Below are 25,872 nucleotides of genomic sequence, written 5' to 3'. Positions count from 1 at the left end.
GCGATCAGGTTCGCGGAACCGCGCCCCGCCACGTCGTGATCGCAGTGCGCGTCTCACGATCGAGGCCGGCTTCCGTGAACCAGTCGTCGATGCGAAGGTTCTCGTACATGTCGCGGAACGCCGAATCGGGTGTGTGCCCGAAACGGCCGAGGATCTGGTGTCTTTCTTCGACCTCGAACGAGCGTCGGTGCAGGAGCGCCATCCGTTCGGCGTTCGCGAACGATCTCATGTAGTCGCGAACAGCTGCGTCGCTGGTGACGTCGAGCGTGCGGAGGAGCACCGCGGCTACGAGCCCCGTTCTGTCCCACCCGGCCGAGCAGTGGAAGAGGATGCCTCCGTCGGCGGCCGACGCCATCGCGGTGAGCACCTCAGTGAGGCGGTGAGGCAGCTCTTGCAGATGTGCCAGGTAGTAGAGCGGCGTTCCCCACCGTCCGTCCGCTTCATAGGGCGCCCAGAAACCGACGTCGTCGCCGTCGAGGTCCACCCGTACGTGGGCGAGCGGAGACGGCACCTCGCCGCTGGACTCGTCGGGGCGACGAAGATCGATGACGGTACGCACTCCGTATGCGAGCAGAGCCTCCCACCCGGAAGCATCGACTTCATCGAGACGTTCGGCGCGAATGAAGATGTGATCGGGCGTGGTCGTTCCGTCGACGCGCTCGAGCCCACCGAGATCCCGGGCGTTGGCCAGGCCGTTGATGCTGAGGGCGGGCTTCATGCTCCCCATCCTCGCATCGGCCCGGACCGTCAGCCTCTGCGACGAACTCTGCGCACGATCAGGAGAAGGGCGCCTGTCAGCAGGGTGGCGGCACCGATAAGAATCAGGGGCGTGGCGTCAGCGCCGGTGACGGCGAGTGAGCCGTCCTGTCCTGCCGGGACGTTCGGCGTGCCCGGACTGCCCGGCGTGCCAGGGCTCACGGGCAAATCGGGGACCGAAGGCGGGTCCGTGGGCGGAACCAGCGACACCGGGTTCTCCAGGTCGATCGCGACGGTGTCGTCGGTGATCGTGAACGTCGCTGTGCCGTCGCGGTTGTCTCTGACGCCGGTACCGGTGTAGATCGGCGTTCCGTAGATGACGTCCTCGCCCGCGGCAGCAGCCTCAGAGAGTGTGACGACTGTGCCCACGGGCAGGTCGGTGAGTCCATCGGTCGTGCCATCCGTGAGCCCGAACTCGCCGGTCGTCGCGGAACCGGCAACGATGAACGAGTAGTCGATCGTGTACTGAGCCCCATCGACCGCATTCGCGCCGTTCCCGCTCACGGTCTTGGTCACATCGAACCCACCGAGACCGTCACCGTCACCGTCACCTCCGGACGCGACGTAGGTGACGGGGCTTGCGGTGACCGTACGACCGGCGACCGTCATGCTGTTGCCGAAAGCCTCGCCATCTTGGACGCCGGACGGAAAGTCCATCACGGTGATGAACTGGTAGACGCGGTCATCGCTGGTCACCGGTTCGTTGAAGGTCACCGTGAAAGTGTGAGAAGCCGCATCCGCGACGAGGGAGTAGGTCCCCGCGCCCGTGCCGTGCGAAACGGTGTGCCAGACGTCGTCGCCCCAGTCCGAGTCGAGAGTCCAGCGTGCGGAGGTCGCCGCCGGATCGAAGGTGAGCTGCTCGTCGTACTCATCGGCGATCGTCACAGGTTGGCCGTCGGCCGACGCCAAGACCTCGGCCGGGATGTTCAGAGCCCACGTCATGGACTCTCCGTCGAAGTTGACGGATCCCCACTTCTCCGGGCTCTGGGGGAGGCTGGCAGCGTTGTCGCCCACGCCGCCGGGAGTCGCCATGTCGAACGTCAGGCCGTTGTCCGCGGTGAAGACGACGGACTCGTCATCGAATGCAGATGTGAAACGTGCCTGGAAGTGCAGCGAACCGCTTACGTTCGTGTGGGTCTCGACATAGTCCCCGAGTGTGCAGAGGAAAGACCCGGACGAGACGACGCAGCTTCCGACCTCAGCTCCGTCGTCGTCCCGCAGTGCGAAGGACGCCGCGTATCCGGACATCGAATCGGGAAAATCGAGGCTGAAGGTGTCGCCCGCCATCGCGGTGTCATCCACCGCCCAGGTCGCTTCGACCGTGTAGGGCGTTTCCGTCATAAGAGGTGGCGCGTTCATGATCTCTACGCCGGTGATCGCAGTCACGGGCGCCGCAGTCGCGGCAGCGGTGGCGAACAGCGCCGGCACGCTCCCTACGAGGATCGCGACCAATCCCAGGGCGAGTCGGCGTGCGATGCAGCGTCCTCTTGTCACGCGTGTCGTTCGAGAGTTCATCGGAGTCCTTCGCTCGAGGGGATCAGCTGATCTGTCGCCGTCACCAATACCGTATCGCGTAACATCTTACATATGACGGCTTTGATGCCGCGCGCGAGGACATGCTCGGCGAGTGCGTGGGGCTGGCGTGGGGCGCGGGCGTGTTACGTGTGGGAATGCGAGCAATCCGCGGGAAAGCTTGCGTCGCTCGCGACAAGGTAACTGCGAAGTCCAGAAATTGACGCCGATACCGGGTTCCGCCTCCGGGGCGATCGTATGTGGGAGCTACGTGTGACCCGAGCTCGGCGGCGCGTGGCGGCTGAGCCTCGTGAGGTCTTCCTGCGCCATCGGCGCTCGATCTCCTGGAGCACGGTCTCGGTTGATCTATAGCCGATAATGCACATTATGTCAGATCGCGTCAGGATGGCCACCGCTGGCGCACCCAGCGCTCCTCTGATTCGGCATCGAGCCATCTCCCCTGAGCGGGACGTGGATCTACTGCGCGGACCAGACGCCGAGCTCGTTGCCGCTGGGGTCGGAGAAGTGCAGGCGTCTTCCGCCGGGGAACGCGTACGGGTCTTGCAGAATCGTGCCACCGGCGGCGATGATGCCGCTCATCGTCGCGTCGAGGTCGTCCGAGTAGAGCAGTACCAGCGGGCCACCCACAGGACGCGGCTGGTCGGCGAGCAGGAGCCCACCGACCTCGCTGCCGTCACCTCGCGGCGACATGATGCCCGCATAGCCCGGCCCGTAGTCGTTGAAGCTCCACGCGAACGCCTCGGCGAAGAACCGCTTCGATGCTTCGAGATCGGTGACGACGAGTTCGACGTAGTCGAGTGAGTGGTGCAGCGGTGAACTGGTCATGGCGCCACGCTAGCCCCCACCTCCGACATCGGCGACGGACGGGGCGCCGCCTTCGCAGGAGTAGCGTTGATACGTGCCGCAGGTCCCTCACTCCCCCGTGTCCACACCAGGAGTTCGCGCATGGATCATCTGGTCCGTCGGTGTCGCGGCCTATGTGCTGTCCATCACGAACCGCACCTCGCTCGGTGCCGTCGGAGTGGAGGCCGCCGACCGCTTCGACGCGGATGCGTCGACACTCGCCCTGTTCGCCGTCGTGCAGCTCGCGGTCTACGGAGGGATGCAGATTCCGATCGGGGTCCTGCTCGACCGCTTCGGTTCTCGCCCGATCATGACGATCGGCATGCTGCTGATGGCGGCGGGGCAGCTCACCATGGCACTCTCCCCCAGCATCGGTATCGCGATCTTCGCGCGGGTTCTGCTCGGTGCAGGTGACGCGGCCATCTTCCCTGCCGTGCTTCGACTCGTCGCGACCTGGTTCCCCGCACAGCGGGGTCCGATCATGGTGCAGTTCACCGGGATCATCGGGCAGACCGGTCAGCTGATCGCCCTGGTCCCCCTCGCTGCACTGCTGCATGCGACGACGTGGAGCATCACGTTCGGCAGCATCGCCGGGCTCGGAGTTCTGTTCACGATCCTCGTGGCGCTCGTCATCCGCAATCACCCGGCCGAGCGCGGCGCCGACGTCACCGTGAACACCGACACGGGCGTGATCCGCGTCGTCACCTCCGCGATCGACACGGGCGTCGGCATCCGCGCGGCGTGGGCTCACCCGGGAACCCGCCTCGCCTTCTGGTCGCATTTCACCACGCCGTTCGCGGGTACCGCGTTCGTCCTGCTGTGGGGAATGCCGTTCCTCACAGCTGCCGAAGGCCTCGATGCCGCGCATGCTGCGGGGATCATCTCTGTATATGTCGTTTCCGGCATGCTTCTCGGGCCCATCATCGGAGATCTCTCCCGTCGATTGCCCAATCACCGCTCGCTCGCGCTCGTGCTTCCCGCGGTCGGTGTGCAGATGGCCGCCTGGATCGCTGTCATCGCGCTGCCCGACACCGCTCCCATCTGGCTGCTCTACGTTCTCGCCGTCGCGCTGGCAACCGGTGGGCCCGCGTCCATGATCGCGTTCGATCACGCCCGCACCCACAACCCGAGCCATCGGTTGAGCACCGCCACCGGCGTCACCAACGCTGGCGGGTTCATTGCCGCTCTCATCGCGATCTTCCTGATCGGGCTCGCTCTCGACCTTCAGGGCGCGGGTACGCCCGAGACATACACGCTCGAGGCATTCCGCCTCGCCTTCCTCATGCCGATCCCCCTCTGGATCATCGGCACGACCTTCATCCTCGTCGAGCGCAAGCGGACGCGGATCCGGATGGGCCTCGACCCTGAGCCTCGTCACTGAGCGCCGCTTCTCACGACGTCCACCGCACGCGGGCTCCACGCCCCGTACGACTTCGCCGTGCCGGATGATCCGAAGCGTTACATGGTGACGCAGGGCGGGGCTGACTCGCCGGCGGGCGTCGTGCTGGGGACTCAGCGGAGCAGGTGCTGCAGCGTCTCGACGATCAGCTCGACGCTCACGCGTTCGGGAACCTCTGTGTCGCCTGCTTCGAACTCCGCGAGCTCGACGCCTCGGACGGAGCCCGATGACAGAGCGGCGAAGATCGCCGCGATCTGGTGCGGCAGCAGACCACCTCCGACGCGGTACGCGGCCGGGATGTACCCCGGTTCGAGCACCGTGGATCCACACGGGCCGACCGGAGACGAGCTCCAGCACCCGCTCCGGTGTGCTCTCGGAGGGGGCGAGCACCGTCACGCCCGCGCCGGCGAGCAGCTCGCCCTCGGCCGGGTCGATGTCGCGTCCGCCGACAACGACGACCTGCCTCGGATCGAGCCCTGATCCGTGGCCGCTGTCCCACAGCCCGCATGCCGCCGCGAGGACCATTCCGCCCAGGTAACCGGACCCCGTCGTCTCCGGGGTGTTGAAGTCGCCGTGCGCGTCGATCCACAGCAGCATCGCATCGGGATGGTGCTCGGCGACCGTCGGAAGCGTGCCGAGACTCGCCGCGCAGGTGTTGGTGATGAGCAGCGGTGTCGATCCTGCGCTGAGGGCACTCCGCAGCGCATCGCGCAGTCCGGTCAGTGTCTCTTCCGCTTCCGGGAGCGCGACAGACCAATCGTCTTCCGTGCTCGCCGTCGGCGTTCCGACGACCTGAGGAACGAGACCGAGCAACGACGACACCGCCTCGCCGACTCGATGAGCACCGATGAGGGCGCCGTCGGTGCGGTCGGCGACGCGACCCTGAGAGACGATGAGCGAGTACGCGGATACCATGCTTCCAGCTTTTCACTCGTGGGACGACCGATCAAACGAGGGATCACCGCGCCGTCGTTGCGTCCTCCGCAGAAGTCGCCCGGCGGCGCGGCTCACTGCCTGCGTGGCGTCCACCCGGAAGGCAAGGGGCCGTCCTGCACGGCTCGTTCCCGGTCTCCCTGGGCCGACCACCCCTGGGCCTCCCCCGGAATGTCGAAGGCTCCCCGCGCGAGCCGGAGACCCACGTCCTCGTGATGCATGCGCGGCGCTCCCCCACGACGCACCGACGCGCGAACGCTCCACGCGTCGTCGGCGAACCCTCCGCCGCGGAACACGCGATAGTCGTCGTAACGGGCAGGATCCAGCAGGTCCCAGCACCATTCCCAGACATTGCCGAGCGTGTCGAAGAGACCGTTCAGGTTCGGGAGCTTGCCGCCGATGTCCTGCGGAGTGGACACGCCGTCCGCACTCGTCCAGGCGGCGTCGGCGAGGGGCGCGTAGTGCGGACCCGTAGAGCCGGCGCGGCACGCGAACTCCCACTCCGCTTCGGTCGGCAGACGGTAGCCGTCTGCGGTGGTGTCCCAGCTCACATCCTCGCCGTCGAACAGGTACACCCGGTCGAGGCCCTCCCACTCGGACGCGGCATTGCAGAAGTGCACGGCTCGCAGCCACGAGAGATCGGATGCGGGGCGCCGCGGATGGCGCATGGGGACGTCGAGAACGTCGGCGAGCTGTTCCTCCGTGACCGGATAGACCCCGATCTGGAACGGCTCGAGCTCGACCACGCGCTGCTCGTTGCGACGGGCATCGTTCAAGGTCACGACGCCCGCAGGGATGCGAGCCAGTTCGACGTCGCTCACGGCCCTAGCCAACGTAGCCAGGCGGGTCTCACGAGGGAATCCGTTCGACCCAGGTGGGATACTTCGCGGCACGGCCGTCTCCGGATGACGTACGTGTCACGCGACGCCGCACCCACGGGCCGACGAACTCTCGGTAGTACGCGAGACCGGAGGGACCGGCTCCCAGGCGATCGCTCGGCGCCCACCAGGTCGCCGGAGGCTCGAAGCCCAGCGCGTGGAGCACCCGGGCGGCCACGCGGTGATGTCCGGCCGCGTTCATGTGCAGACGATCATCGGCCCAGTACGCGCCCCGGGAGAGCTCCCGGTCCGGCCAGTTGAGCGCTCGGATGACGTCGGGACGTTCTTCGATCCGACGTATCACCGCCTCGGAGAGCAGATCCCCTCTGCGCTGCACCAGCGACCCCATCGGAAGCTGCCCGCTGGGGTTCGCGCCGGAGAGGAGGATCATCGTCACGCCCTCCTCGTCGCACCGGCGCAGCACCCGGCTGAACGCATCCGCGATGTGTTCGACATCGGTACGAGGGCGCAGCATGTCGTTGCCACCGCCGTTGAACGAAAGGTGAGTGGGTCGCAGAGCCAGCGCGGGTTCGAGCTGCTGCTCGACGATCGGCCAGGCCAGCTTGCCGCGGATGGCGAGATTCGCGTATTGGATCGGGTGCCCGGCGGCGTCCGCCCACCCCTGCGCCGCGAGATCGGCCCAGCCGCGCTCCTGCCCGTTCGGGAGAACGTCGCCGACGCCCTCTGTGAACGAGTCGCCGATAGCCACGAAGCGCACATCTGCCATCGTCCCAGCCTATTGCGGCCCGACGACACGGCGGTTGCTTCGCGGCGGTGCGCCCGCGTCGTCAGCGGTCGTCGAGAGCCTCTCCGCCGCGGTCGACCAATCCCCAGGCGGCGGCGGCTGCGCCGAGGAAGCACACGCCGAACACCGCGAACAGCAAGGGCGCTCCCCCGGCGAGGAGGATGACGGGGACGGACAGCGGCGCCACGATCGAGGCGATTCGACCGATCCCGGCCGCCCATCCCGCTCCGGTCCCCCGCAGAGACGTGGGGTAGATCTCGGGCGTCACCGCGTAGAGCGCGCCCCAGGCGCCGAGGTTGAAGAAGGACAGCGCCATTCCCGCGCCGATGATCGCGCCCTCGGTGGACGCCGTACCGAAGATCACGGCCGAAACGGCCGAACCCACCAGGAAGACCGAGAGGGTCAGGCGTCTCCCCCAGACCTCGATCAGCCAGGCGGCGACGGCGTATCCGGGGAGCTGGGCGAGCGTGATGATGAGGGTGAAGCCGAAGGACTTGACGAGGTCGAAACCCGCGTCCACGAGGATGCTCGGAATCCAGATGAACGCGCCGTAGTAGGCGAAGTTGACCCCGAGCCAGACCAGCCACAGGCACAGCGTCCGTAGCCGGAACTCCGGATTCCACAGGGTTGCGAGGCGTGCGCGCGCCGTGATCGCGATCGCTCGAGAGGGCGGCTCTTTCCGGATGGCCGGTGCCGAGACGACTCCGGCATCCGCCTCGAACGCCGACACGATGCGGTCCGCTTCCGCGATGCGCCCCCGCGAGGCGAGCCAGCGCGGGGATTCGGGCATCCGCCACCGGACGAAGAGCGCGTACACCGCGGGAATCGCGCCGAGCGCGAAGGCCCATCGCCACCCGTCGTCGGAGGCCGGGATGACGAGGAAACCGATAACCGCCGCGGCGGTCCACCCGAGTGCCCAGAAGGCCTCCAGCACGACGATCAACCGACCACGAATCCGTGCGGGAGCGAATTCGCTCACGTAGGTCGACGCGACGGGGAGCTCGGCGCCGAGGCCCAGACCGACCAGGAACCGCAGGACGAGAAGCGCAGCGAGTCCGCCGACGAGTGCGCTCGCTCCCGTCGCGACGCCGTAGACGAGCAACGTGAGCGCGAACACCTGCCGTCGTCCGAAGCGATCGGCGAGGAGTCCGCCGAGGGTGGCGCCTATGGCCATGCCGACGAAACCGATGGACGCTATCCAGCCGGCATCGCTCTTGCTGAGATCCCACTGCTGGGTGAGCGCCGCGAGAATGAACGAGATGAGCCCGACATCCATCGCATCCAGCGCCCACCCGAGGCCGGATCCGGTCAGCAGGCGGAAGTGGCGACGCGTGAACGGGAGGACGTCCAGGCGCTCAGCGAGCGATGCGCGGCTCGGCAGGGCGGTGTTGGCCATGCTCCTCATCGTAGAGCCGCGCCAACCCCGTCCCGCCTCGGATGACGCTCAGTCGCGGTCGGCGAGGATCCTGCGGACCCGCGGGATCACCTCGGTGCCGTAGAGCTCGATGCTGCGCATCATCGACTCGTGCGAAAGGGTACCGGTGGCGTATTTCAGGTCGAAGCGGCCCAGACCGAGAGTGGTGACTGTGTCGGCGATCTTCGCCGCGACGCGATCGGGGGAGCCCGCGTAGATCGACCCCTCCGGTCCGACATCGTTCTGGAATCGCGCGCGACTGTACGCGGGCCATCCGCGCTCGCGTCCGATGGTGTTGTTCATCGCCTCGAAGCCGGAATAGGCGGCATCCCAGGCCTCGGCGTCGGTCTCACCGATGTGTCCTGGAGAGTGCACGGAGATCGGGTGCGATGTCGTCCCGAACGAGGCGACCGAACGGTGATAGAGGTCGACGAACGGCTTGAACCGGTGCGCAGGGCCGCCGATGATCGCCAGCATCAGTCCGAGACCGTGGCGCGCGACCCGCACGACCGATTCCGGGCTGCCGCCGACGCCGACCCAGGTGCGCAGGCCGTTCTCGGTCTTCGGGAACACGTTCGCGTTCTCGAGGGAGGCGCGCATCGTGCCGGACCAGGTGACCGGTTCCTCCTTCAGCAGCTCGACGAAGAGTTCGAGCTTCTGCTCGAACAGTGCGTCGTAGTCGCGGAGGTCGTAGCCGAACAGCGGGAAGGACTCGATGAAGGAGCCGCGCCCCAGGACGACCTCGGCCCGCCCGTTCGAGAGCGCATCGAGTGTCGAGAACCGCTCGAACACGCGCACCGGATCGTCAGACGACAGCACGGTGACAGCGGTGCCGAGTCGGATGTGCTCGGTGCGCGCGGCGATGGCGGCGAGCACCATCTCCGGCGCGGAAACGGCGAACTCGGTGCGGTGGTGCTCCCCCACTCCGAAGAAGTCCACACCGACGGTGTCGGCGAGTTCCGCCTGCGCCACGATGTTGCGGATCGTCTGCGCCCCGGTGAGGAGCTCTCCGCCCGCATCCCTCGTGATGTCGCCGAAGGTGTCCAGCCCGAATTCGATGCCCATGTCATGCCTTCCTATTCATGTGAATGAACACGCGAAGGTCGGGCCGCATTCCCGTCAGCGTGGCAGCAGCGCCGTGCGCAGGGTGTCGAGGCCGACGCCGCCGATATCGAGCGCCCTCTTGTGGACGTCCTTGAAGGAGAACGACTCACCCTCGGCGGCACGGACGCCGTCGCGGACCTGCTCCCATATGCGCTGTCCCACCTTGTATGAAGGCGCCTGCCCCGGCCAGCCGAGGTACCGGTTGACCTCGAACTGCACGAACTGATCGGACATGTTCACGTTGTGGCGCATGAAGTCGAGCGCGTAGTCCGCGTCCCACACACCGGTACCGTCGAGGCGCGGCTTGCCGAGGTGCACACCGATGTCGAGGACGACCCGCGCCGCCCGCATCCGCTGCCCATCGAGCATTCCGAGACGGTCGGCCGGGTCGTCGAGGTAGCCGAGCTGCTCCATCAGACGCTCCGCGTAAAGGGCCCACCCCTCGGCGTGGCCCGAGGTACCGGCGAGCAGACGGCGCCAGGAGTTGAGCTCGGCACGGTTGTAAACCGCCTGCGCGATCTGGAGGTGATGGCCGGGCACACCCTCGTGGAAGACGGTGGTGAGTTCGCGCCAGGTGTCGAACTCCGTGACACCCTCGGGAACGGACCACCACATGCGACCGGGACGGGAGAAGTCGTCCGTCGGGCCGGTGTAGTAGATCCCACCCTCCTGCGTCGGGGCGATCATGCACTCCAGTGTGCGGATAGCCTCCGGGATGTCGAAGTGCGAGGCGCCGAGTTCGGCGACCGCACGGTCGCTGGTCTCCTGCATCCACTTCTGCAGCGCTTCCGTGCCGACGAGCTTGCGGGTGGGATCGGCCTCGAGATGAGCAACGGCCTCTTCGACCGAGGCTCCGGGAAGGATCTCGTTCGCGATCGCGGTCTGCTCCGCCACCATGCGCGCGAGCTCCTCACGGCCCCACTCGTACGTCTCGTCGAGATCGATCGTCGCGCCGAGGAACCGGCGGGAGTTGAGCGCGTACAGCTCACGCCCCACGGCATCGACGTCGCCGGCGGCCGGGGCGAGCTCCTCCGCCAGGAATCGACGCAGCTCGTCGTAGGCGACCCGTGCGGCGGCGGAATTGTCGGCGAGCGTACGAGCCAGGGAGGCGGGAAGCTGACCTTCGTCCGGGTCGGCTTCCGCCACGAAGGCGGCGAAGAACCCGTCATCGGCGGTGTAGCGGTCGATCTGGGTGGCGACTTCGACCACCTGACGACGTGCGGGCATGACGCCCTCGGCGATGCCGGTGCGAAGCGTCTCGACGTAGCCGCGGAGAGCGCCGGGGACGGCGGCCAGGCGCGTCGCGACGACGTCCCAGTCCTCGACTGTCGACGTCGGCATCAGGTCGAACACCGAGCGCACGTCCTGCGCCGCGGAGGCGATGACGTTGAGGTCGCGCAGATGCCACTTGGCGTCGTGAAGCTCGAGGTCCAGGCGGAGCTCCGCGCTGAGATCGGTCTTGGTGACCTCGTCGATCGCGTCGACGGGCGTGAGAGCAGACAGCTTGTCGAGGGTCGATCGGGTCGCCGCGGCGATCTCCTCATGGCCGGCCGGGCTCAGATCGCCGAAACGATCGTTCACCTCGTCGCGGCCGATGTAGGTGCCGAGAGTGGGCGCCAGAACCGCGATCTTGTCGACCCATTCATCGGCGACGGCGTCGATGGCGGAGGGGGTGCGAGGAGCTGAAGTCATAACTGCCAGCCTAATCCCCGCCCCCTCCCACCGCCGGAGGTCAGTGCGCGGCTTCGTTCCAGTCGCGACCACGGCCGACCTGCACGTCGAGCGGCACGGTCAGCTCGGCCGCATCTCCCATGCGCGCGCGGACGATGCGCTCGGTGGCATCCCACTCCCCCGGAGCGACCTCGACCACGAGCTCATCGTGGATCTGCAGCAGCACCCGCGAGGAGAGCTGTTCGGACCGCAGATCGTCGTGGATGTGCAGCAGCGCGATCTTCATGATGTCGGCCGCGCTGCCCTGGATCGGCGCGTTGAGCGCCGCACGCTCGGCGTTCTCCCGCAGCACCCGGTTCGGGCTCGCGAGGTCGGGGAACGGACGGCGACGACCGAAGATCGTCTCGGTGTAGCCGACTTCCTTGGCCTTCATGACCGACGCACGCAGATAGTCGCGCACTGCTCCGAAACGGGCGAAGTACTCGACCATGAGCTGCTTGGCCTCGGACTGCTCGATGCGCAGCTGCTTGGACAGCCCGAACGCCGAGAGTCCGTAGACCAAGCCGTACGACATCGCCTTGACCTTGGTGCGCATGGCGGGCGTCACATCGCTCGGCTCGACGCCGAACACCCGTGCGCCCACGAAACGGTGCAGGTCTTCCCCGCTGTTGAAGGCCTCGATCAGCCCCTCGTCGCCCGAGAGGTGCGCCATGATGCGCATCTCGATCTGCGAGTAGTCGGCGGTGAGGAGAGCCTCGTAGCCCTCTCCGACCTCGAACGCACTGCGGATGCGGCGGGATTCCTCCGTGCGCACCGGGATGTTCTGCAGGTTGGGGTCGGTACTGGAGAGCCGCCCGGTCTGACTTCCGGTCTGCACGTAGGTGGTATGGACGCGGTGGTCATCGCCGATCGCCGTGTCGAGCGATTCGATGATCTGACGCAGCTTGGTCGCTTCGCGGTGCTGCAGCAGCAGGCTCAGGAAAGGGTGCGGGTGGCTCTCCTGCAGGTCGGCGAGCACGGCGGCATCCGTCGAATAACCCGTCTTCGTCTTGCGGGTCTTCGGGAGCTGGAGGTCTTCGAACAGGACCTCCTGCAGCTGCTTGGGTGAGCCGAGATTGAACTCGCGCCCGACGACGGAGAACGCCTCCTGCGCGAGCCCCTCGGCGCGCGTGGCGAGCTCGCCGGAGAAGGTCGAGAGCACTTCGTGGGAGACCGCCACGCCGGCGACCTCCATGTCGGCGAGGGTGAGCAGCGTCGGCAGCTCGATGTCGACGAGGACCGTGCCGACCGACTCCGGGATGTCTTCCCGCAGCGCATCGGCGACGCGCAGCGCGAACCAGGCCTCCTGCGAGGGTGTCGCACCCTCGGTCTCGGGCACGAGCTGGGACGGGTCTGCTTCGGGCAGCTTCTCGCCCAGGTATCGCTCGACCAGGTCGGCGAGGGTCTTGTCCGGGAAACTGGGGCGCAGCAGCCAGCCGGCGAGACTCGTGTCGTACGAAAGGCCGCGGAGGCGGAGGTCCTGACGGATCAGCGCCTTGACCTGCGGCTTCGCATCGTGGAGAACCTTCGGCGCGTCGGATTCGATCCATTCGCGCAGGGCTTCGGCAGCGGTGTCCGTCCAGTCGGCCTCGCGCAGATCGGTCAGCGTGGCCGCACCGATGCGCACCGGGACGCCGCCCTGGGTGGTGACGCGAAGGGAGACATCGCCGTCCTGCGCTGCGGCCCAGGCCGCGAGATCGGCGGGCGCGACGTCGACCGGCACAGGGAGGACGACGACGGAGGCAGGATCATCGGCGACTTCGCCGGCGCCGACGGCCTCGAACACCCGTGGCAGGAGGGTGCGGAACTCCAGACGCGCGAAGATGTCGCGCACGGCCTGTGCGTCGATCGGTGTGACCTCGAGGTCGGCAGGTCCGACCGGAAGCTCGACGTCGGTGAGCAGACGGTTGAGCTTGCGGTTGCGGCGCACGTCTTCGATGTGATCGCGGAGGTTGCCGCCGACCACGCCCTTGATCTCATCGGCCCGCGCGATCAGCTCGTCGAGTGACCCGAACTGCGTGAGCCACTTGACCGCGGTCTTCTCGCCGACCTTCGGCACGCCAGGCAGGTTGTCGCTGGTCTCGCCGACGAGTGCCGCGATGTCGGGGTACTGCTCGGGCCGGACCCCGTAACGCTCCTGGACGGTCGTCGGGTCATACCGCTTGAGCTGGGAGACGCCCTGCACCGAGGGGTAGAGCAGCGTGACATCGTCGTTGACGAGCTGGATGGTGTCACGGTCGCCCGAGACGACGAGCACGTCGTAGCCCTGTTCCGCGCCCTGGGACGCGAGCGTCGCGAGTATGTCGTCGGCCTCGATCCCCTCTTTCGTCAGAACCGGGATCGACATGGCGGCGAGGCAGTCCTGCAGGAGCGGGATCTGTCCCTTGAACTCCTGCGGCGACTCGGAGCGTGTGGCCTTGTATTCGGGGTACTCGTCGGTGCGGAACGAGTGACGCGAGGTGTCGAAGGCGATGGCCAGATGCGTCGGCTGCTCGGCCTTGATGAGGTTCACCAGCATCGACAGGAAGCCGTAGATGCCGTTCGTGTGCTGGTTGTCCTTGGTCGTGAAGTTCTCGACCGGAAGGGCGAAGAAGGCACGATAGGCGAGCGAATGGCCGTCGACGACCATGAGGGTATGCTTTGCGGAGTCCGTCACCCTGTCAGCCTAACGAGGACGACAGACACCCGCTGAGGAGGATGCATGAGCGACGTCGCGACGAGCGAGGGACTCGACTGGGCCACGGCCCGTGGGATGGGTGCTCTGGCCGAGAAGATGGGCATGGAGTTCGTCGAGTTCAGCGTCGAACGCTGCGTCGCGACGATGCCCGTCGAGGGCAACACACAGCCGGTCGGGCTCATGCACGGCGGCGCATACGTGGTGCTCGGAGAATCGCTCGGCTCGATGGCCGCGAACCTCCACGCCGGCGTCGGTCGGCTGGCGGTCGGCGTCGACATCAACGCCACCCACACGCGCTCGGCCACTTCGGGAGTCGTGACCGGCGTGTGCACGCCCGTGCACCTGGGCCGGAGCATCACCGTGCACGAGATCGTGGTGACCGACGATCAGGGTCGGCGCTGCTCGACGATCCGCATCACCAACATGATCAAGGACGTTCCCGCCGAGCGCTGAGCGGCTCCTCCAGCAGTCGCTGGAACAGTACGTGATCCTGCCACTCCCCCGCGATGCGGAGGTACTTCGGAGCCAGTCCGATGCGCTCGAAACCGTTTCCGAGCAGCACACGCTGGGATCCGATGTTGTGCAGCAGTGTCGCGGCCTGCATCCGGTGGAGGCGCAGCTCCGTGCGCGAGTACTCCAGGATCTGTGACACCGCGCGGGTCGCGAGTCCGCGGTGCTGCCTCGCGGCGTCGACCCAATAGCCGAGGTCGGCGCTCCAGAACGCGCCACGGACGATGTTGTTGATGTTCATACGTCCACGGATCTCACCGTCGTCCGACTCGATCACGAAACGGATGCTGCGGCCGGACGCGGCGTCGGTGACGCACTCCTGAGCGTGGCGCTCCTGGGAGTCGATCGTGAAGAAGGACTCGTCACGAGTCGGCTCCCACGGAGCGAGGTGCTCCCGGTTCGACAGGTACGCCCTCGAGAGCGCTGCACCGTCACCGATACGGACGGGCCGCAGGATGTGCTCGCCATCGAGCCGGAGGACTCCGGCGCTCACCGCTACTTCTTGGGGGCGAGCTGCTCGATGATCGCCTTGGCGACGTCCTGCATGGTCAGACGACGGTCCATGGACGCCTTCTGGATCCAGCGGAACGCCTCAGGCTCGCTCAGGCCCATCTTCTCGTTGAGCAGGCCCTTGGCGCGGTCGACGAGCTTGCGGGTCTCGAAGCGCTCGACCATGTCGGCGACCTCGGCCTCGAGCGTGATGATCTGCTCGTGGCGGGCGAGGGCGATCTCGATCGCGGGCAGCAGGTCGTTCGGCGTGAACGGCTTCACGACGTAGGCGAGTGCGCCTGCTTCGCTGGCCCGCTCGACGAGCTCCTTCTGGCTGAACGCCGTGAGGAGGACTACCGGCGCGATGTTGCCCTTGTGGAGCTTTTCAGCGGCGCTGATGCCGTCGAGCTGAGGCATCTTCACGTCCATGATGACGAGGTCGGGGCGCAGCTCGGTCGCGAGCGCGACCGCGGTCTCGCCGTCACCGGCTTCACCGACGACATCGAAGCCGTTGTCGCGGAGGATCTCGACGATGTCGAGGCGGATCAGCGACTCATCCTCGGCGACGACGACGCGTCGCGGGGCGGATGACGTGGGCTGCTCGGCCTGCTCTTCTTGCTCTGTCACAGAACCATCCTAGTGGAGAGGTCCGTGCGCGGGCTGTAGGTGCTCGCGGCGGAGGATCGCGCCCCGACCCTGCGCTAAAGTCGTAGACGCGACACACGAGCCGGCGTGGCGGAATGGCAGACGCGGAGCACTCAAAATGCTTTGTCCGAAAGGGCGTGTGGGTTCGAGTCCCACCGCCGGCACACGAATCGCGGTCGAGACCGCTGAATCACTCGCACAGCCTCAGATCGACCTCGTGTCCCGGGCCTGCGGACGCGATGACCGGAGGGGACTGCGATGACCTGGCCCGATGACGAAGTGATCACTCGCCCTCAGCCGGTCGAACTCCATCCCGGCTGGGGCTGGGGTCTGCTGCTCGTTCCCGCGGCAGTGGGGCTCGCCGCCCTCGGCGTGTTCCTGTACCGCTCGCTCGGTTCGGGGGCGGGACTCCTGATCGGCGTCGCGCTCATCGCGTGGGCCGCATCCCTGGTGATGCCGTTCTTCGTTATCGCCTGGTACGCGGTACAGGCGACGTGGAAGGCATCGCGCGAAGCGCGTGGCCAGACCTTCGCCGCCTCATCGCAGGCGCTCCGCGGCATCGGTTTCCGCATCCGCTGGAGCCACGGTGCACGGCGCTTGATGTTCAATCCCGCGTCCTACGACGGACGTGACCTCCCGATGCTCGTCGCCGGTCGGGTCGTCCACGGTGTCGCGATCGGCATCCTGGTTCTCGCGGGCCTGATCGCCGCGTTCCTTTCTTTCACCTCGCGCTGAAGCGACTACTCGGCCAGCATGGCCAGTTCGGCCAGGACTCGAGGATGCGCAAGGATCCGGAAGTGTCCTCCGGTCTCGAGTCGGACGTTCTTGGCCCCGGCCAGCTCGCTCCCCTCCGGTATGTGGGGATCGAACGCCGCATAGATCGACACGATCCGTTCATTGACCGTGAGCTGCCGGGCGATGTCGACGATCGATGGATCTTCCGGCGAGAAGGCGCGCAGGGTGCGCGACAGCATCAGACGGGCGTAGCGTGAGCCGCCGAACGGCGTCGCGATCGCGAGCATCGAGCGCACCCGCTCCCCCGCCGGGCCGGTCATGACGAGCTTGCCGGCGAGGCCGCCTTTGCTGTGCGCAACGAGGATCACGTCCGTGAGCTCGCATCGTTCCAGGAACTCTGCCACCGCCGCCGCGATATCGGCCACGGGACGCTCGTTCCGACGAAGCGTGTCGACGATGTGGACTGCGTGGCCGCGCGCGTGCATCTGCTCCACGAGGGGCTGCATGAACTTCCAGGTCTCGTACACACCCGGAAGCACGACGATGTGCGCAGCGCTCCCTGAGGCGAAGTTCGTGGCGTCTGTGCGGTCGAAGGTCGCGCGCAGCTGCCAGTAGCCCGCGTACGCGTAGTCGGCCAGCCACCAGCCCGCGTTCCTCAGCACGCTGATGATGCACTCCTCCGTCTCTGGGAAGCGGCCGATCGCACGCTCGGCGGCCACGGCCCGTCCGGGTTCGTCACGATGGCGGCGGCAACGGTACGAGGCGCGGAGTGCTGCACGACGTGGTGGCGCCCGGGCACCTCCACGAGCCGTGCAGTGCGCGCGGAGTCGCGAAGCCGCCGACACCATTCGCGCCCAGCCACCGGGTCATCGCCTCCCCTGATCACCAGGATGGGCCGCGTCAGCTCGGCGTACCGCTGCTCGGTCGGGTGCTCGATCATGTGCCGCGCCTGCTTCAGGTACCACCGGATGCCGCAGCGGAGATAGTCGGAGAACACGATCAGGTTGCTGGGCGGAGTCTCCCCGAGCGTGTCGATCGCGAGCGCCCTGGTCTGAGACACGAGGCTGCGATGGCTCTGATCGACGACAGGACCGATCGCGACGACGGCCTGCACGCGGTCCGGGCGGTGCAGAGCGGCCTCGGCCGCCCACTGCACTCCCATGGAGTGACCGACGACGATGATGCGATCCTCCCCCAGGGCGGCGATCACTTCCGCGAGTGCTCGTCCCATCCGCACCACATCGGGATTGCCGGAAGGCCTGGGCAGCCCCGCGAATCCCGGCAGGTCCACGGACACCACACGCGTGAGATCAGCAGGAACGTCATGCAACCGCGACAGGTAGCGATGCGACATTCCGATGCCGTGCACGAGCGCGATGGTGGGCGATTCCGCACCCGGCGGCCGCGGGCTGTCCCAGAGCCCGAAAGGCATCCCGTCGGTGACGATGCGACGACGGGAAGGGCACATGTTGTGAAGCTACCGCAACGCGCGGAAACGCAGCACGGGCTTGACTGGCGCTCCGGTGCACGGCAGAGGGGGCAAGACCGAAGTCTCGCCCCCTCTCATTGCGGTTTCTGTCCGCGAGATCGCTGCGCCCACCACTCGATACCGAAGCCGATCAGGATAAGCGACCCCGTGCAGATGCCGATGATCCACGGATCGATGTGGGTGGTCACGGCCACGAGGAGTGAAGCGAAGAACAGGAGAGCGGGCCACCACCCACCCAGGAATGTAGGTTCAGGCACAGTTTGACGTCCAATCTGACGTGTATCACGCTACAGGGAAGACGGCTGATCGGACGTGACCCAGGACGCGCACGACAGAGGGGGCGAGACCGAAGTCTCGCCCCCTCTGGATGCTGAGTGTCAGACGCCGGCCTTGTAGATCGGGGCTGCACCGCGGATCGCATCGCCGACCTTGTGCACACGAAGGTCGTTCGTCGATCCGATGATTCCGGGAGGGGAACCGGAGATCACGACGACCTTGTCCCCTTCCTCAGCGAGTCCGTTGCCGAGCAGATACTCGTCGACCTGGTGATACATCAGGTCGGTGTGCTGCACCATGTCGACCAGGGTCGAGCGGATGCCCCACGTGAGCGCCATACGACGGCGGATGTCCGGCTCCGGCGTGAACGCGATCATGGGGATGCGCGAGCGCAGACGCGACAGACGACGAGCGGAGTCGCCCGACTGCGTGAACACGCAGAGGAACTTCGCGTCGACGAACTCGGCGACCTCGAGGGCGGCCAGCGTGATCGCACCACCCTGCGTGCGGGGCTTGGTCGTCAGCGGCGCGATACGCTCCAGGCCGTGCTCCTCGGTGGATGCGATGATCCGCGCCATCGTCTCGACGACCACGACCGGGTAGTCCCCGACGCTTGTCTCGCCGGAGAGCATGACCGCGTCCGCACCGTCGAGGACGGCGTTCGCGACGTCCGAGGTCTCGGCGCGCGTGGGGACGGGGCTGCTGATCATCGACTCGAGCATCTGCGTCGCGACGATGACCGGCTTCGCCATGCGGCGGGCGATCTCGACCGCGCGCTTCTGCACGATCGGGACGGCCTCGAGCGGAAGCTCGACGCCCAGGTCGCCTCGGGCGACCATGATCGAGTCGAACGCGTCGACGATCTCTTCGAGTGCGTCGACGGCCTGCGGTTTCTCGACCTTCGCGATGACGGGGACGCGAACGCCCTCCTCCGCCATGATCTCGTGCACACGGGTGACGTCGGAGGCATTGCGCACGAACGACAGCGCGATCAGGTCGGCGCCGATGCGCAGACCCCAGCGCAGGTCGTCCTCGTCCTTCTCGCTCAGGGCGGGGACGTTCACGGCGACGCCGGGCAGGTTGATGCCCTTGTTGTTCGACACCGCTCCGGCGACGATGACCTTCGTCGTCACGGTCACGCCGTCGGTCTCCACGACCTCGACGCGCACCTTGCCGTCGTCGATGAGGAGGAAGTCACCGGGCTTCACATCCTGCGGGAGCCCCTTGAAGGTGGTCCCGGAGATCTCCTTGTTGCCGATGATGTCTTCGGTGGTGATCTTGAAGATGTCGCCCTTGGCGAGCTCGTAGGGGCCGTCCTCGAACTTGCCGAGACGGATCTTCGGTCCCTGCAGGTCGACGAGGATCGCGACCGGACGGCCGGCGTCCTCTGCGGCACGCCGCACGTTGGCGTAGTTGTTCTCGTGCACGGAGTAGTCGCCGTGGCTGAGGTTCAGTCGAGCGACATCCACCCCCGCGTCGATCAGTGCACGCACCGTCTCATAGGTGGAGGTGGCGGGGCCCAGGGTGGCGACGATTTTCGCGCGTCTCAAAGATTTCTCCAGGGTAGAAGTGGGGGAAGGTGAATCAGGCGACGGTGCCGGCCTCAGCCTACGCGGGCTGGAGACCGATCGCGACATCGCTCGGGCGCACCGGCTCGGGAAGAACCGTGGTGCCCATCAGGAACCGATCGACGTTCGCGGCGGCCGCGCGGCCCTCGGCGATGGCCCAGACGATGAGCGACTGTCCACGGCCGGCGTCGCCGGCGACGAACACGCCGGGAACCGTCGACTCGTAGCCGTTGTCGCGACGGAACGCGCCACGGTCGGTGACCTGTGGGAGCGTCTCCTCGGTGTAGCCGTCCTGCTCAGGGCCGGTGAACCCCATGGCGATGAGGATCAGGTCGGCCGGGATCTCGCGCTCGGTGCCGCTCTTGGGAACACGACGACCGTCGATGTACTCGGTCTCGGCGACGCGCAGCGCACGGACCTCGCCCACCTCGTTGCCGAGGAACTCGACGGTGGACGCGAGGAACACCCGCTCGCCGCCTTCCTCGTGCGCAGAGGACACCTCGAAGAGCGTCGGCATCATCGGCCACGGCTGGTGGTCGGGACGTGCGTCGCCCGGCTGCTTGCCGATCGCGAGGTTGGTGACGCTCAGCGCGCCCTGACGGTGTGCGGTACCGATGCAGTCGGCGCCGGTGTCGCCGCCGCCGATCACGATGACGTGCTTGCCCTCGGCGCTGATCTGGTCGGTGACCTTGTCGCCGGCGACCGCGTGATTGGACTCGACGAGGTACTCCATGGCGAAGTGCACGCCGTCGAGGTCGCGTCCGGGGATCGCGAGATCGCGCGGAACCGTGGAACCCGTCGCGATGACGACTGCGTCGTAGCGGGCGCGCAGGTCGGGCCAGGAGATGTCCTTGCCGATCTCGACACCCGCGCGGAAGCGGGTGCCCTCCTCCTGCATCTGGCGCAGGCGCGACTCGAGCTGCGACTTCTCCATCTTGAAGTCCGGGATGCCGTAGCGCAGCAGACCACCGATGCGGTCGTCGCGCTCGAAGACCGCGACCGTGTGGCCTGCACGCGTGAGCTGCTGGGCGGCGGCGAGACCCGCAGGCCCCGATCCGACGACCGCGACCGTCTTGCCGGTCAGCCGCTCCGGCGGTTCCGCCTCGACCCAGCCCTTGGCGAACGCCTCATCGATGATCGAGACCTCGATCTGCTTGATGGTCACGGCGGGCTGGTTGATGCCGAGCACGCACGAGCTCTCGCACGGAGCGGGGCACAGACGACCGGTGAACTCCGGGAAGTTGTTCGTGGCGTGGAGCCGCTCGATCGCCTCGCGACCCTCGCCACGCCACGTCAGGTCGTTCCACTCGGGGATCAGGTTGCCGAGCGGGCAGCCCTGATGGCAGAACGGCACACCGCAGTCCATGCAGCGACCGGCCTGACGACGCAGGACCTGCTTGTCGCCGGGCTCGTAGACCTCTTTCCAGTCCATGATGCGCACGGGCACGGGACGACGTGCGGGAAGCTCCCGCTCGGTCACCTTCAGAAAGCCTTTGGGGTCAGCCACCGGTCACCTCCAGGATGCGGTTCCACACGATGTCGCCGTCGGGGTCGATCCCCTCGGCCAGCGCCTCCTCGCGCATGCTCCGCACGGCGGCGAAGTCACGAGGCAGCACCTTCACGAACTCGGCAGCGGTCTCCTCGAAGCTCTCGAGAAGCGCAGATGCTCGCGGCGAGGCCGTACGTTCGACGTGCGCGACAAGCAGGCTGCGCAGCACCTCGAGGTCGGCGCGGTCGAGCGGTTCGAGCAGGAGCTCCCCGCTGCCGAGCGACTGGGCGTTCACCTTGCTCGTGTCGAGCGCGTGCACGTACGCCACTCCCCCGGACATGCCGGCACCGAAGTTGCGTCCGGTCGATCCGAGGATCACGGCGAGCCCGCCGGTCATGTACTCCAGCGCGTGGTCGCCCACACCCTCGACGACCGCGGTCGCGCCCGAGTTGCGGACGAGGAAGCGCTCACCCACGACACCGGAGATGAACATCGTCCCCGAAGTCGCGCCGTAGCCGATCACGTTGCCGGCGATCACGTTCTCATGCGGAGCGATCGCAGAACCGCGCGGCGGACGGATGGTGATGTCGCCACCCGAGAGTCCCTTGCCGACGTAGTCGTTCGCGTCGCCCTCCAGGCGCAGCACGATTCCCGGCGGAAGGAAGGCACCCAGCGACTGTCCTGCGGTGCCGTGCAGCGTCACGTCGATCGTGCCCTCGGGCAGACCGGCGGCGCCGTGCCGGGAGGTCACCTGGTGCCCCAGCATGGTGCCGACGGCGCGCTCGGTGTTGGCGATGGGCAACTCGACCACGACAGGCTCGCCGTTGAGCAGTGCGCGCTTGGCGATGTCGATCAACTGCACGTCGAAGTGCTTCTCCAGCTCGTGATCCTGCGTGCGACCGCTGCGACGCGGTTCGCCCGCCGGGAACACCGGGCCTTCCAGCACCGGGGTCAGGTCGAGTCCTTCGGCCTTCCAATGCTCGACAGCCGCGTTGACCTCGATGAGGTCGGCGCGGCCGACGATCTCGTCGATCGAGCGGTAGCCGAGCTCGGCGAGGAGCTCACGCACCTCTTCGGCGATGAACTCCATGAAGTTGACGACGAACTCCGGCTTGCCCGTGAACCGCTCTCGCAGCACCGGGTTCTGGGTCGCGACGCCCACCGGGCACGTGTCGAGATGGCAGACGCGCATCATGATGCACCCGCTGACCACGAGTGGCGCGGTGGCGAAGCCGAATTCCTCCGCACCCAGCAACGCGCCGATGATCACATCGCGGCCGGTCTTGAGCTGACCGTCGACCTGCACCACGACGCGGTCGCGCATGCCGTTGAGCATGAGCGTCTGCTGCGTCTCGGCGAGACCGAGCTCCCACGGTGTTCCCGCGTGCTTGAGGGAGTTCAAGGGACTCGCGCCCGTACCGCCGTCGTGGCCGGAGACCAGGATGACGTCGCTGAGAGCCTTGGCCACTCCCGCCGACACCGCGCCGATACCCGACTGGCTCACCAGCTTCGTGTGGATGCGCGCCTCGGGGTTCGCCCGCTTCAGGTCGAAGATGAGCTGCTTGAGGTCTTCGATCGAGTAGATGTCGTGGTGCGGCGGCGGGGAGATGAGCCCCACACCGGCCGTCGCGTGACGCGTTCGCGCCACCCACGGGTACACCTTGGTCGGAGGCAGCTGGCCGCCCTCGCCGGGCTTGGCACCCTGAGCGAGCTTGATCTGGATGTCGTCCGACTCGGTCAGGTACAGGCTGGTCACGCCGAAGCGCCCGGAGGCCACCTGCTTGATCGAGCTGCGGCGCTGGGGGTCGAGCAGCCGGTCCGGATCCTCGCCGCCCTCACCGGTGTTCGACTTGCCGCCGATGCTGTTCATCGCGATCGCGAGCGTCTCGTGCGCCTCACGGGAGATCGAGCCGTAGCTCATGGCTCCCGTGGAGAAGCGCTTGACGATCGCGGACACCGGCTCGACCTCGTCCAGCGGCACGGGCTTGCGGGTTCCGGTTCGCAGCTGGAACAGGCCGCGCAGCGTCTTCAGCTCGGCAGCCTGCTCGTCGACGAGCTTCGTGTACTCGCGGAAGATGTCGTAGCGCCGGGTGCGGGTCGAGTGCTGCAGCTTGAACACCGTCTCCGGGTTGAAGAGGTGCGGCGAGCCGTCGCGCCGCCACTGGTACTCGCCGCCGGTCCACAGCCGCTCGTGCGCACGTGCCGCGGCATCCTCCGGGTAGGCGTAGTCATGACGCGCCTGGTTCTCGGCGAAGATCTCTTCGATGCCGATACCACCGAGCTTGGACTCGGTGCGGGTGAAGTACGCGTCGATGAACTCTTGGCTGAGGCCGATCGCCTCGAACACCTGGGCACCCGCATACGACGACACCGTGGAGATGCCCATCTTCGACATGATCTTGAGCACACCCTTGCCCAGCGCGTAGATCAGGTTCTTGACGGCCTTCTCGGGCGTGATCCCGGTGATGTAGCCGGTGCGCACCAGGTGCTCGACCGACTCCATCGCCAGGTACGGGTTGACGGCGGAGGCGCCGTAGCCGATCAGCGTGGCGACGTGGTGCACCTCGCGCACATCGCCGGCTTCGACGATCAGGCCCACCTTCATCCGGTTCTCACGGCGGATGAGGTGGTGGTGGATCGCCGAGACCATGAGCAGCGAGGGGATCGGCGTCAGGTCCTTGTTCGAGTCGCGGTCGGACAGGATGATGAACTCGGTGCCGTTCTCGATCGCTTCATCGACCTCTGCGCACATCTCGGTGAGCCGGTCCTGCAGCGTCTGGGGGCCGGCGTCGAAGTGGTAGAGACCGCGGATCGTCGCACTCGACCGACCGGGCATGGCCTTGTCGATGTGACGGATCTTCGCGAGCTCATCGTTGTCGATGACGGGGAAGTCCAGCGACACCGTGCGCGTGTGCTCCGGACCCCAGGAGAGCAGGTTGCTCTCGGGGCCGAGGCCCAGCTTGAGGCTCGTGACGACCTCTTCGCGGATCGAGTCCAGGGGCGGGTTCGTGACCTGCGCGAACTGCTGCGTGAAGTAGTCGAACAGCAGACGCGGACGCTTGCTGAGCACGGCGATCGGAGTGTCGGATCCCATGGCGCCGAGCGGCTCGACACCGGTCTGCCCCATCGGGGTGAGGAGGATGCGGACCTCTTCCTCGGTGTATCCGAACGTGCGCTGACGACGGGTGATCGATGCCGGCGGGTGCACGATGTGCTCGCGCTCGGGGAGCTCGGCAAGCCGGACGGCGCCGGCATCCAGCCACTCCTGCCACGGGTGCATCGTGGCGAGGTCGTGCTTGATCTCGCTGTCTTCGACGATGCGACGCTGCGAGGTGTCGACCAGGAACATCTTGCCCGGCTGCAGGCGTCCGCGACGCTTGATGCGCTCCGGCTCGAACTGCAGCACGCCGGTCTCGGAGCCGATCACGACCAGGCCGTCGGTCGTCTCGGTCCAGCGTCCGGGGCGCAGACCGTTGCGGTCGAGCGTGGCGCCGACGAGCGTGCCGTCGGTGAAGATGAGGGCGGCCGGACCGTCCCACGGCTCCATCTGGTTGGAGTGGTACTCATAGAACGAGCGCAGCTCCGGCGTGATGTCGGCCTGCTTCTCGTACGCCTCGGGAACCATCATCATGATGGCGTGCGGCAGACTGCGCCCGGTCAGGGTCAGCAGCTCGAGCACCTCGTCGAACGACGCGGAGTCGCTGGCGCCGTCGGTGCAGATCGGGAGCAACGGCTGGATGTCGCCGAGCAGCTCGGACTCGAGCTGGGATTGCCGGGCGCGCATCCAGTTGCGGTTGCCGCCGACCGTGTTGATCTCGCCGTTGTGGGCGAGCATGCGCAGCGGCTGCGCCAGAGGCCACGACGGGAAGGTGTTCGTGGAGTAGCGGGAGTGCACGACGGCCAGCTCCGAGGCGAAGCGTTCGTCCTGCAGATCGGGATAGAACGGCTCGAGCTGCAGCGTGGTGACCATGCCCTTGTAACCGAGGGTGCGGGCCGAGAGCGACACGAAGTAGGCGCCGAGCTCATGGCCGGCGCGCTTGCGGAGCCGGTAAGCGACGCGGTCGAGGGCGATGCCCGTGAGCGGTGCATCGGTGTGGGTCGCTCCGCCGGCGCTGACGAACAGCTGCTCGAAGGCGGGACGCGCCTCATCGGCGAGCTTGCCGAGATTCTCGTTGGCGGTGGGGACCTCGCGCCAGCCGAGGACGCGAAGTCCTTCGGAGCGGGCGATCTTCTCGATCCCGGCTTTCTGCTGGCGGCGCTCGCTCGAGTCGCGAGGCAGGAAGGCCAATCCAGCGGCGTACTCCCCCACGGGCGGCAGTTCGAAGCCGACGACTGCGCGGAGGAACGCATCGGGCATCTGCGTCAGGATGCCGGCGCCGTCCCCGGTGCCCGCGTCGGAACCGATGGCTCCGCGGTGCTCCAGGTTGCGCAGGGCCTCGAGGGCCAACGCGATGATGTCGTGCCCGGCTTCGCCGCGCAGGGTCGCGACCATGGCGAGGCCGCAGGCATCCTTTTCGAACGCCGGGTTGTACATGCCCTGCTTCGGGGGGTAGGCGCCGGACGCGCCGTAGGGTGGCTGGAAGTACACCAGTTACCGTCCTCAGATCTTCAGTGAAACCCGGGGACGACGTCGGCCCGCTCGTTCAGTGCAATGGTTCTCCCGCCACGAGGTGGCGTTG

The 25,872-nt window shown here is 67.2% G+C and carries 20 protein-coding genes, 1 tRNA gene and 1 pseudogene; 4 read left to right on the top strand and 18 right to left on the bottom strand.

Features of this window, described 5'->3' with window-relative positions:
* Nucleotides 1–4 precede the first annotated feature (4 nt).
* The 3 genes from ACIOTO_RS16015 to ACIOTO_RS16005 form a co-directional block, all read right to left on the bottom strand.
* Entirely contained in the window at nt 5–718 is a 714-nt protein-coding gene (locus tag ACIOTO_RS16015) for a tyrosine-protein phosphatase (protein ID WP_400858557.1), read from the bottom strand.
* A 29-nt stretch (nt 719–747) separates the two neighbouring features.
* Nucleotides 748–2,271 (bottom strand): Ig-like domain-containing protein, encoded by a 1,524-nt coding sequence (locus ACIOTO_RS16010; protein WP_400858556.1) that lies wholly within the window; start codon nt 2,269–2,271, stop codon nt 748–750.
* A gap of 474 nt (nt 2,272–2,745) precedes the next feature.
* A complete protein-coding gene (locus tag ACIOTO_RS16005; protein ID WP_400858555.1) occupies nt 2,746–3,114 on the bottom strand; it encodes a VOC family protein in 369 nt (122 codons plus the stop codon).
* Nucleotides 3,115–3,187: 73 nt separating this feature from the next.
* Between ACIOTO_RS16005 and ACIOTO_RS16000 the strand changes: the two genes are divergently transcribed.
* Entirely contained in the window at nt 3,188–4,513 is a 1,326-nt protein-coding gene (locus ACIOTO_RS16000) for a nitrate/nitrite transporter (protein ID WP_400858554.1), read from the top strand.
* A 131-nt stretch (nt 4,514–4,644) separates the two neighbouring features.
* Here the strand turns inward: ACIOTO_RS16000 and ACIOTO_RS15995 are convergent, their stop codons facing one another.
* The 8 genes and pseudogenes from ACIOTO_RS15995 to polA form a co-directional block, all read right to left on the bottom strand.
* Nucleotides 4,645–4,848, bottom strand: coding sequence for a hypothetical protein (locus tag ACIOTO_RS15995; protein WP_400858553.1), 204 nt, complete (start codon nt 4,846–4,848; stop codon nt 4,645–4,647).
* Nucleotides 4,849–4,957: 109 nt separating this feature from the next.
* Nucleotides 4,958–5,446, bottom strand: a pseudogene (locus tag ACIOTO_RS15990) (arginase family protein); the annotation flags it as partial.
* Nucleotides 5,447–5,538: 92 nt separating this feature from the next.
* Nucleotides 5,539–6,285, bottom strand: coding sequence for a formylglycine-generating enzyme family protein (locus ACIOTO_RS15985; protein ID WP_400858552.1), 747 nt, complete (start codon nt 6,283–6,285; stop codon nt 5,539–5,541).
* A gap of 28 nt (nt 6,286–6,313) precedes the next feature.
* Nucleotides 6,314–7,069 carry an SGNH/GDSL hydrolase family protein gene (locus ACIOTO_RS15980; RefSeq protein ID WP_400858551.1) on the bottom strand — a complete coding sequence of 252 codons (756 nt, stop codon included), beginning with the start codon at nt 7,067–7,069 and terminating at the stop codon, nt 6,314–6,316.
* 61 nt (nt 7,070–7,130) lie between these two features.
* Nucleotides 7,131–8,483, bottom strand: coding sequence for an MFS transporter (locus ACIOTO_RS15975; RefSeq protein WP_400858550.1), 1,353 nt, complete (start codon nt 8,481–8,483; stop codon nt 7,131–7,133).
* A gap of 48 nt (nt 8,484–8,531) precedes the next feature.
* Nucleotides 8,532–9,566, bottom strand: a complete 1,035-nt coding sequence (locus ACIOTO_RS15970) for an LLM class flavin-dependent oxidoreductase (RefSeq protein ID WP_400858549.1) — start codon at nt 9,564–9,566, stop codon at nt 8,532–8,534.
* Between the two features lie 54 nt (nt 9,567–9,620).
* Nucleotides 9,621–11,297 (bottom strand): DUF885 domain-containing protein, encoded by a 1,677-nt coding sequence (locus tag ACIOTO_RS15965; RefSeq protein ID WP_400858548.1) that lies wholly within the window; start codon nt 11,295–11,297, stop codon nt 9,621–9,623.
* 40 nt (nt 11,298–11,337) lie between these two features.
* Nucleotides 11,338–13,971 carry a DNA polymerase I gene (polA, locus tag ACIOTO_RS15960; RefSeq protein ID WP_400858547.1) on the bottom strand — a complete coding sequence of 878 codons (2,634 nt, stop codon included), beginning with the start codon at nt 13,969–13,971 and terminating at the stop codon, nt 11,338–11,340.
* A gap of 45 nt (nt 13,972–14,016) precedes the next feature.
* On the opposite strand from polA, the gene ACIOTO_RS15955 reads away from it, so the two are divergent.
* A complete protein-coding gene (locus tag ACIOTO_RS15955) occupies nt 14,017–14,445 on the top strand; it encodes a hotdog fold thioesterase (protein ID WP_105709938.1) in 429 nt (142 codons plus the stop codon).
* On the opposite strand, the gene ACIOTO_RS15950 is transcribed toward ACIOTO_RS15955, so the two are convergent.
* Nucleotides 14,420–14,995, bottom strand: coding sequence for a GNAT family N-acetyltransferase (locus tag ACIOTO_RS15950; protein ID WP_400858546.1), 576 nt, complete (start codon nt 14,993–14,995; stop codon nt 14,420–14,422). The genes ACIOTO_RS15955 and ACIOTO_RS15950 overlap by 26 nt on opposite strands.
* Nucleotides 14,996–14,997: 2 nt before the next feature.
* Nucleotides 14,998–15,618 carry an ANTAR domain-containing response regulator gene (locus ACIOTO_RS15945; protein ID WP_017830602.1) on the bottom strand — a complete coding sequence of 207 codons (621 nt, stop codon included), beginning with the start codon at nt 15,616–15,618 and terminating at the stop codon, nt 14,998–15,000.
* Between the two features lie 99 nt (nt 15,619–15,717).
* Between ACIOTO_RS15945 and ACIOTO_RS15940 the strand changes: the two genes are divergently transcribed.
* Nucleotides 15,718–15,800 (top strand) — tRNA-Leu (locus tag ACIOTO_RS15940).
* Between the two features lie 94 nt (nt 15,801–15,894).
* On the top strand, nt 15,895–16,371 hold the full coding sequence (locus ACIOTO_RS15935) for a hypothetical protein (protein WP_400858545.1): 477 nt from the start codon (nt 15,895–15,897) through the stop codon (nt 16,369–16,371).
* Nucleotides 16,372–16,376: 5 nt separating this feature from the next.
* Here the strand turns inward: ACIOTO_RS15935 and ACIOTO_RS15930 are convergent, their stop codons facing one another.
* From ACIOTO_RS15930 to gltB, 5 genes are all read right to left on the bottom strand, one after another.
* The gene (locus ACIOTO_RS15930) at nt 16,377–17,033 is read right to left on the bottom strand and encodes an esterase/lipase family protein (RefSeq protein WP_400858544.1); all 657 of its coding nucleotides are present in this window, start codon (nt 17,031–17,033) and stop codon (nt 16,377–16,379) included.
* On the bottom strand, nt 17,027–17,839 hold the full coding sequence (locus ACIOTO_RS15925) for an alpha/beta fold hydrolase (protein WP_400858543.1): 813 nt from the start codon (nt 17,837–17,839) through the stop codon (nt 17,027–17,029). Before ACIOTO_RS15925 ends, ACIOTO_RS15930 begins: the two co-directional genes overlap by 7 nt.
* A gap of 398 nt (nt 17,840–18,237) precedes the next feature.
* A complete protein-coding gene (gene pyk, locus ACIOTO_RS15920; protein ID WP_029263374.1) occupies nt 18,238–19,686 on the bottom strand; it encodes a pyruvate kinase in 1,449 nt (482 codons plus the stop codon).
* Between the two features lie 58 nt (nt 19,687–19,744).
* Nucleotides 19,745–21,211 (bottom strand): glutamate synthase subunit beta, encoded by a 1,467-nt coding sequence (locus tag ACIOTO_RS15915; protein ID WP_400858542.1) that lies wholly within the window; start codon nt 21,209–21,211, stop codon nt 19,745–19,747.
* The gene (gltB, locus tag ACIOTO_RS15910) at nt 21,204–25,727 is read right to left on the bottom strand and encodes a glutamate synthase large subunit (RefSeq protein WP_400858602.1); all 4,524 of its coding nucleotides are present in this window, start codon (nt 25,725–25,727) and stop codon (nt 21,204–21,206) included. The genes ACIOTO_RS15915 and gltB overlap by 8 nt, the downstream gene beginning before the upstream one ends.
* Between the last annotated feature and the right edge of the window lie 145 nt (nt 25,728–25,872).

It is taken from the genome of Microbacterium sp. NPDC087592 (genome assembly GCF_044743585.1).
Taxonomy (GTDB): Bacteria; Actinomycetota; Actinomycetes; order Actinomycetales; family Microbacteriaceae; genus Microbacterium.
This window is presented reverse-complemented; position numbering and strand designations above follow the sequence as displayed.

Excerpts from the sequence above, each read along its gene's own strand:
- ACIOTO_RS16015 (WP_400858557.1), bottom strand. The coding sequence starts at position 718 with ATGAAGCCCGCCCTCAGCATCAACGGCCTGGCCAACGCCCGGGATCTC.
- ACIOTO_RS16010 (WP_400858556.1), bottom strand. The coding sequence starts at position 2,271 with ATGAACTCTCGAACGACACGCGTGACAAGAGGACGCTGCATCGCACGC.
- ACIOTO_RS16005 (WP_400858555.1), bottom strand. The coding sequence starts at position 3,114 with ATGACCAGTTCACCGCTGCACCACTCACTCGACTACGTCGAACTCGTC.
- ACIOTO_RS15980 (WP_400858551.1), bottom strand. The coding sequence starts at position 7,069 with ATGGCAGATGTGCGCTTCGTGGCTATCGGCGACTCGTTCACAGAGGGC.
- ACIOTO_RS15975 (WP_400858550.1), bottom strand. The coding sequence starts at position 8,483 with ATGGCCAACACCGCCCTGCCGAGCCGCGCATCGCTCGCTGAGCGCCTG.
- ACIOTO_RS15970 (WP_400858549.1), bottom strand. The coding sequence starts at position 9,566 with ATGGGCATCGAATTCGGGCTGGACACCTTCGGCGACATCACGAGGGAT.
- ACIOTO_RS15965 (WP_400858548.1), bottom strand. The coding sequence starts at position 11,297 with ATGACTTCAGCTCCTCGCACCCCCTCCGCCATCGACGCCGTCGCCGAT.
- ACIOTO_RS15955 (WP_105709938.1), top strand. The coding sequence starts at position 14,017 with ATGAGCGACGTCGCGACGAGCGAGGGACTCGACTGGGCCACGGCCCGT.
- ACIOTO_RS15935 (WP_400858545.1), top strand. The coding sequence starts at position 15,895 with ATGACCTGGCCCGATGACGAAGTGATCACTCGCCCTCAGCCGGTCGAA.
- ACIOTO_RS15925 (WP_400858543.1), bottom strand. The coding sequence starts at position 17,839 with ATGTGCCCTTCCCGTCGTCGCATCGTCACCGACGGGATGCCTTTCGGG.
- gltB (WP_400858602.1), bottom strand. The coding sequence starts at position 25,727 with ATGTACAACCCGGCGTTCGAAAAGGATGCCTGCGGCCTCGCCATGGTC.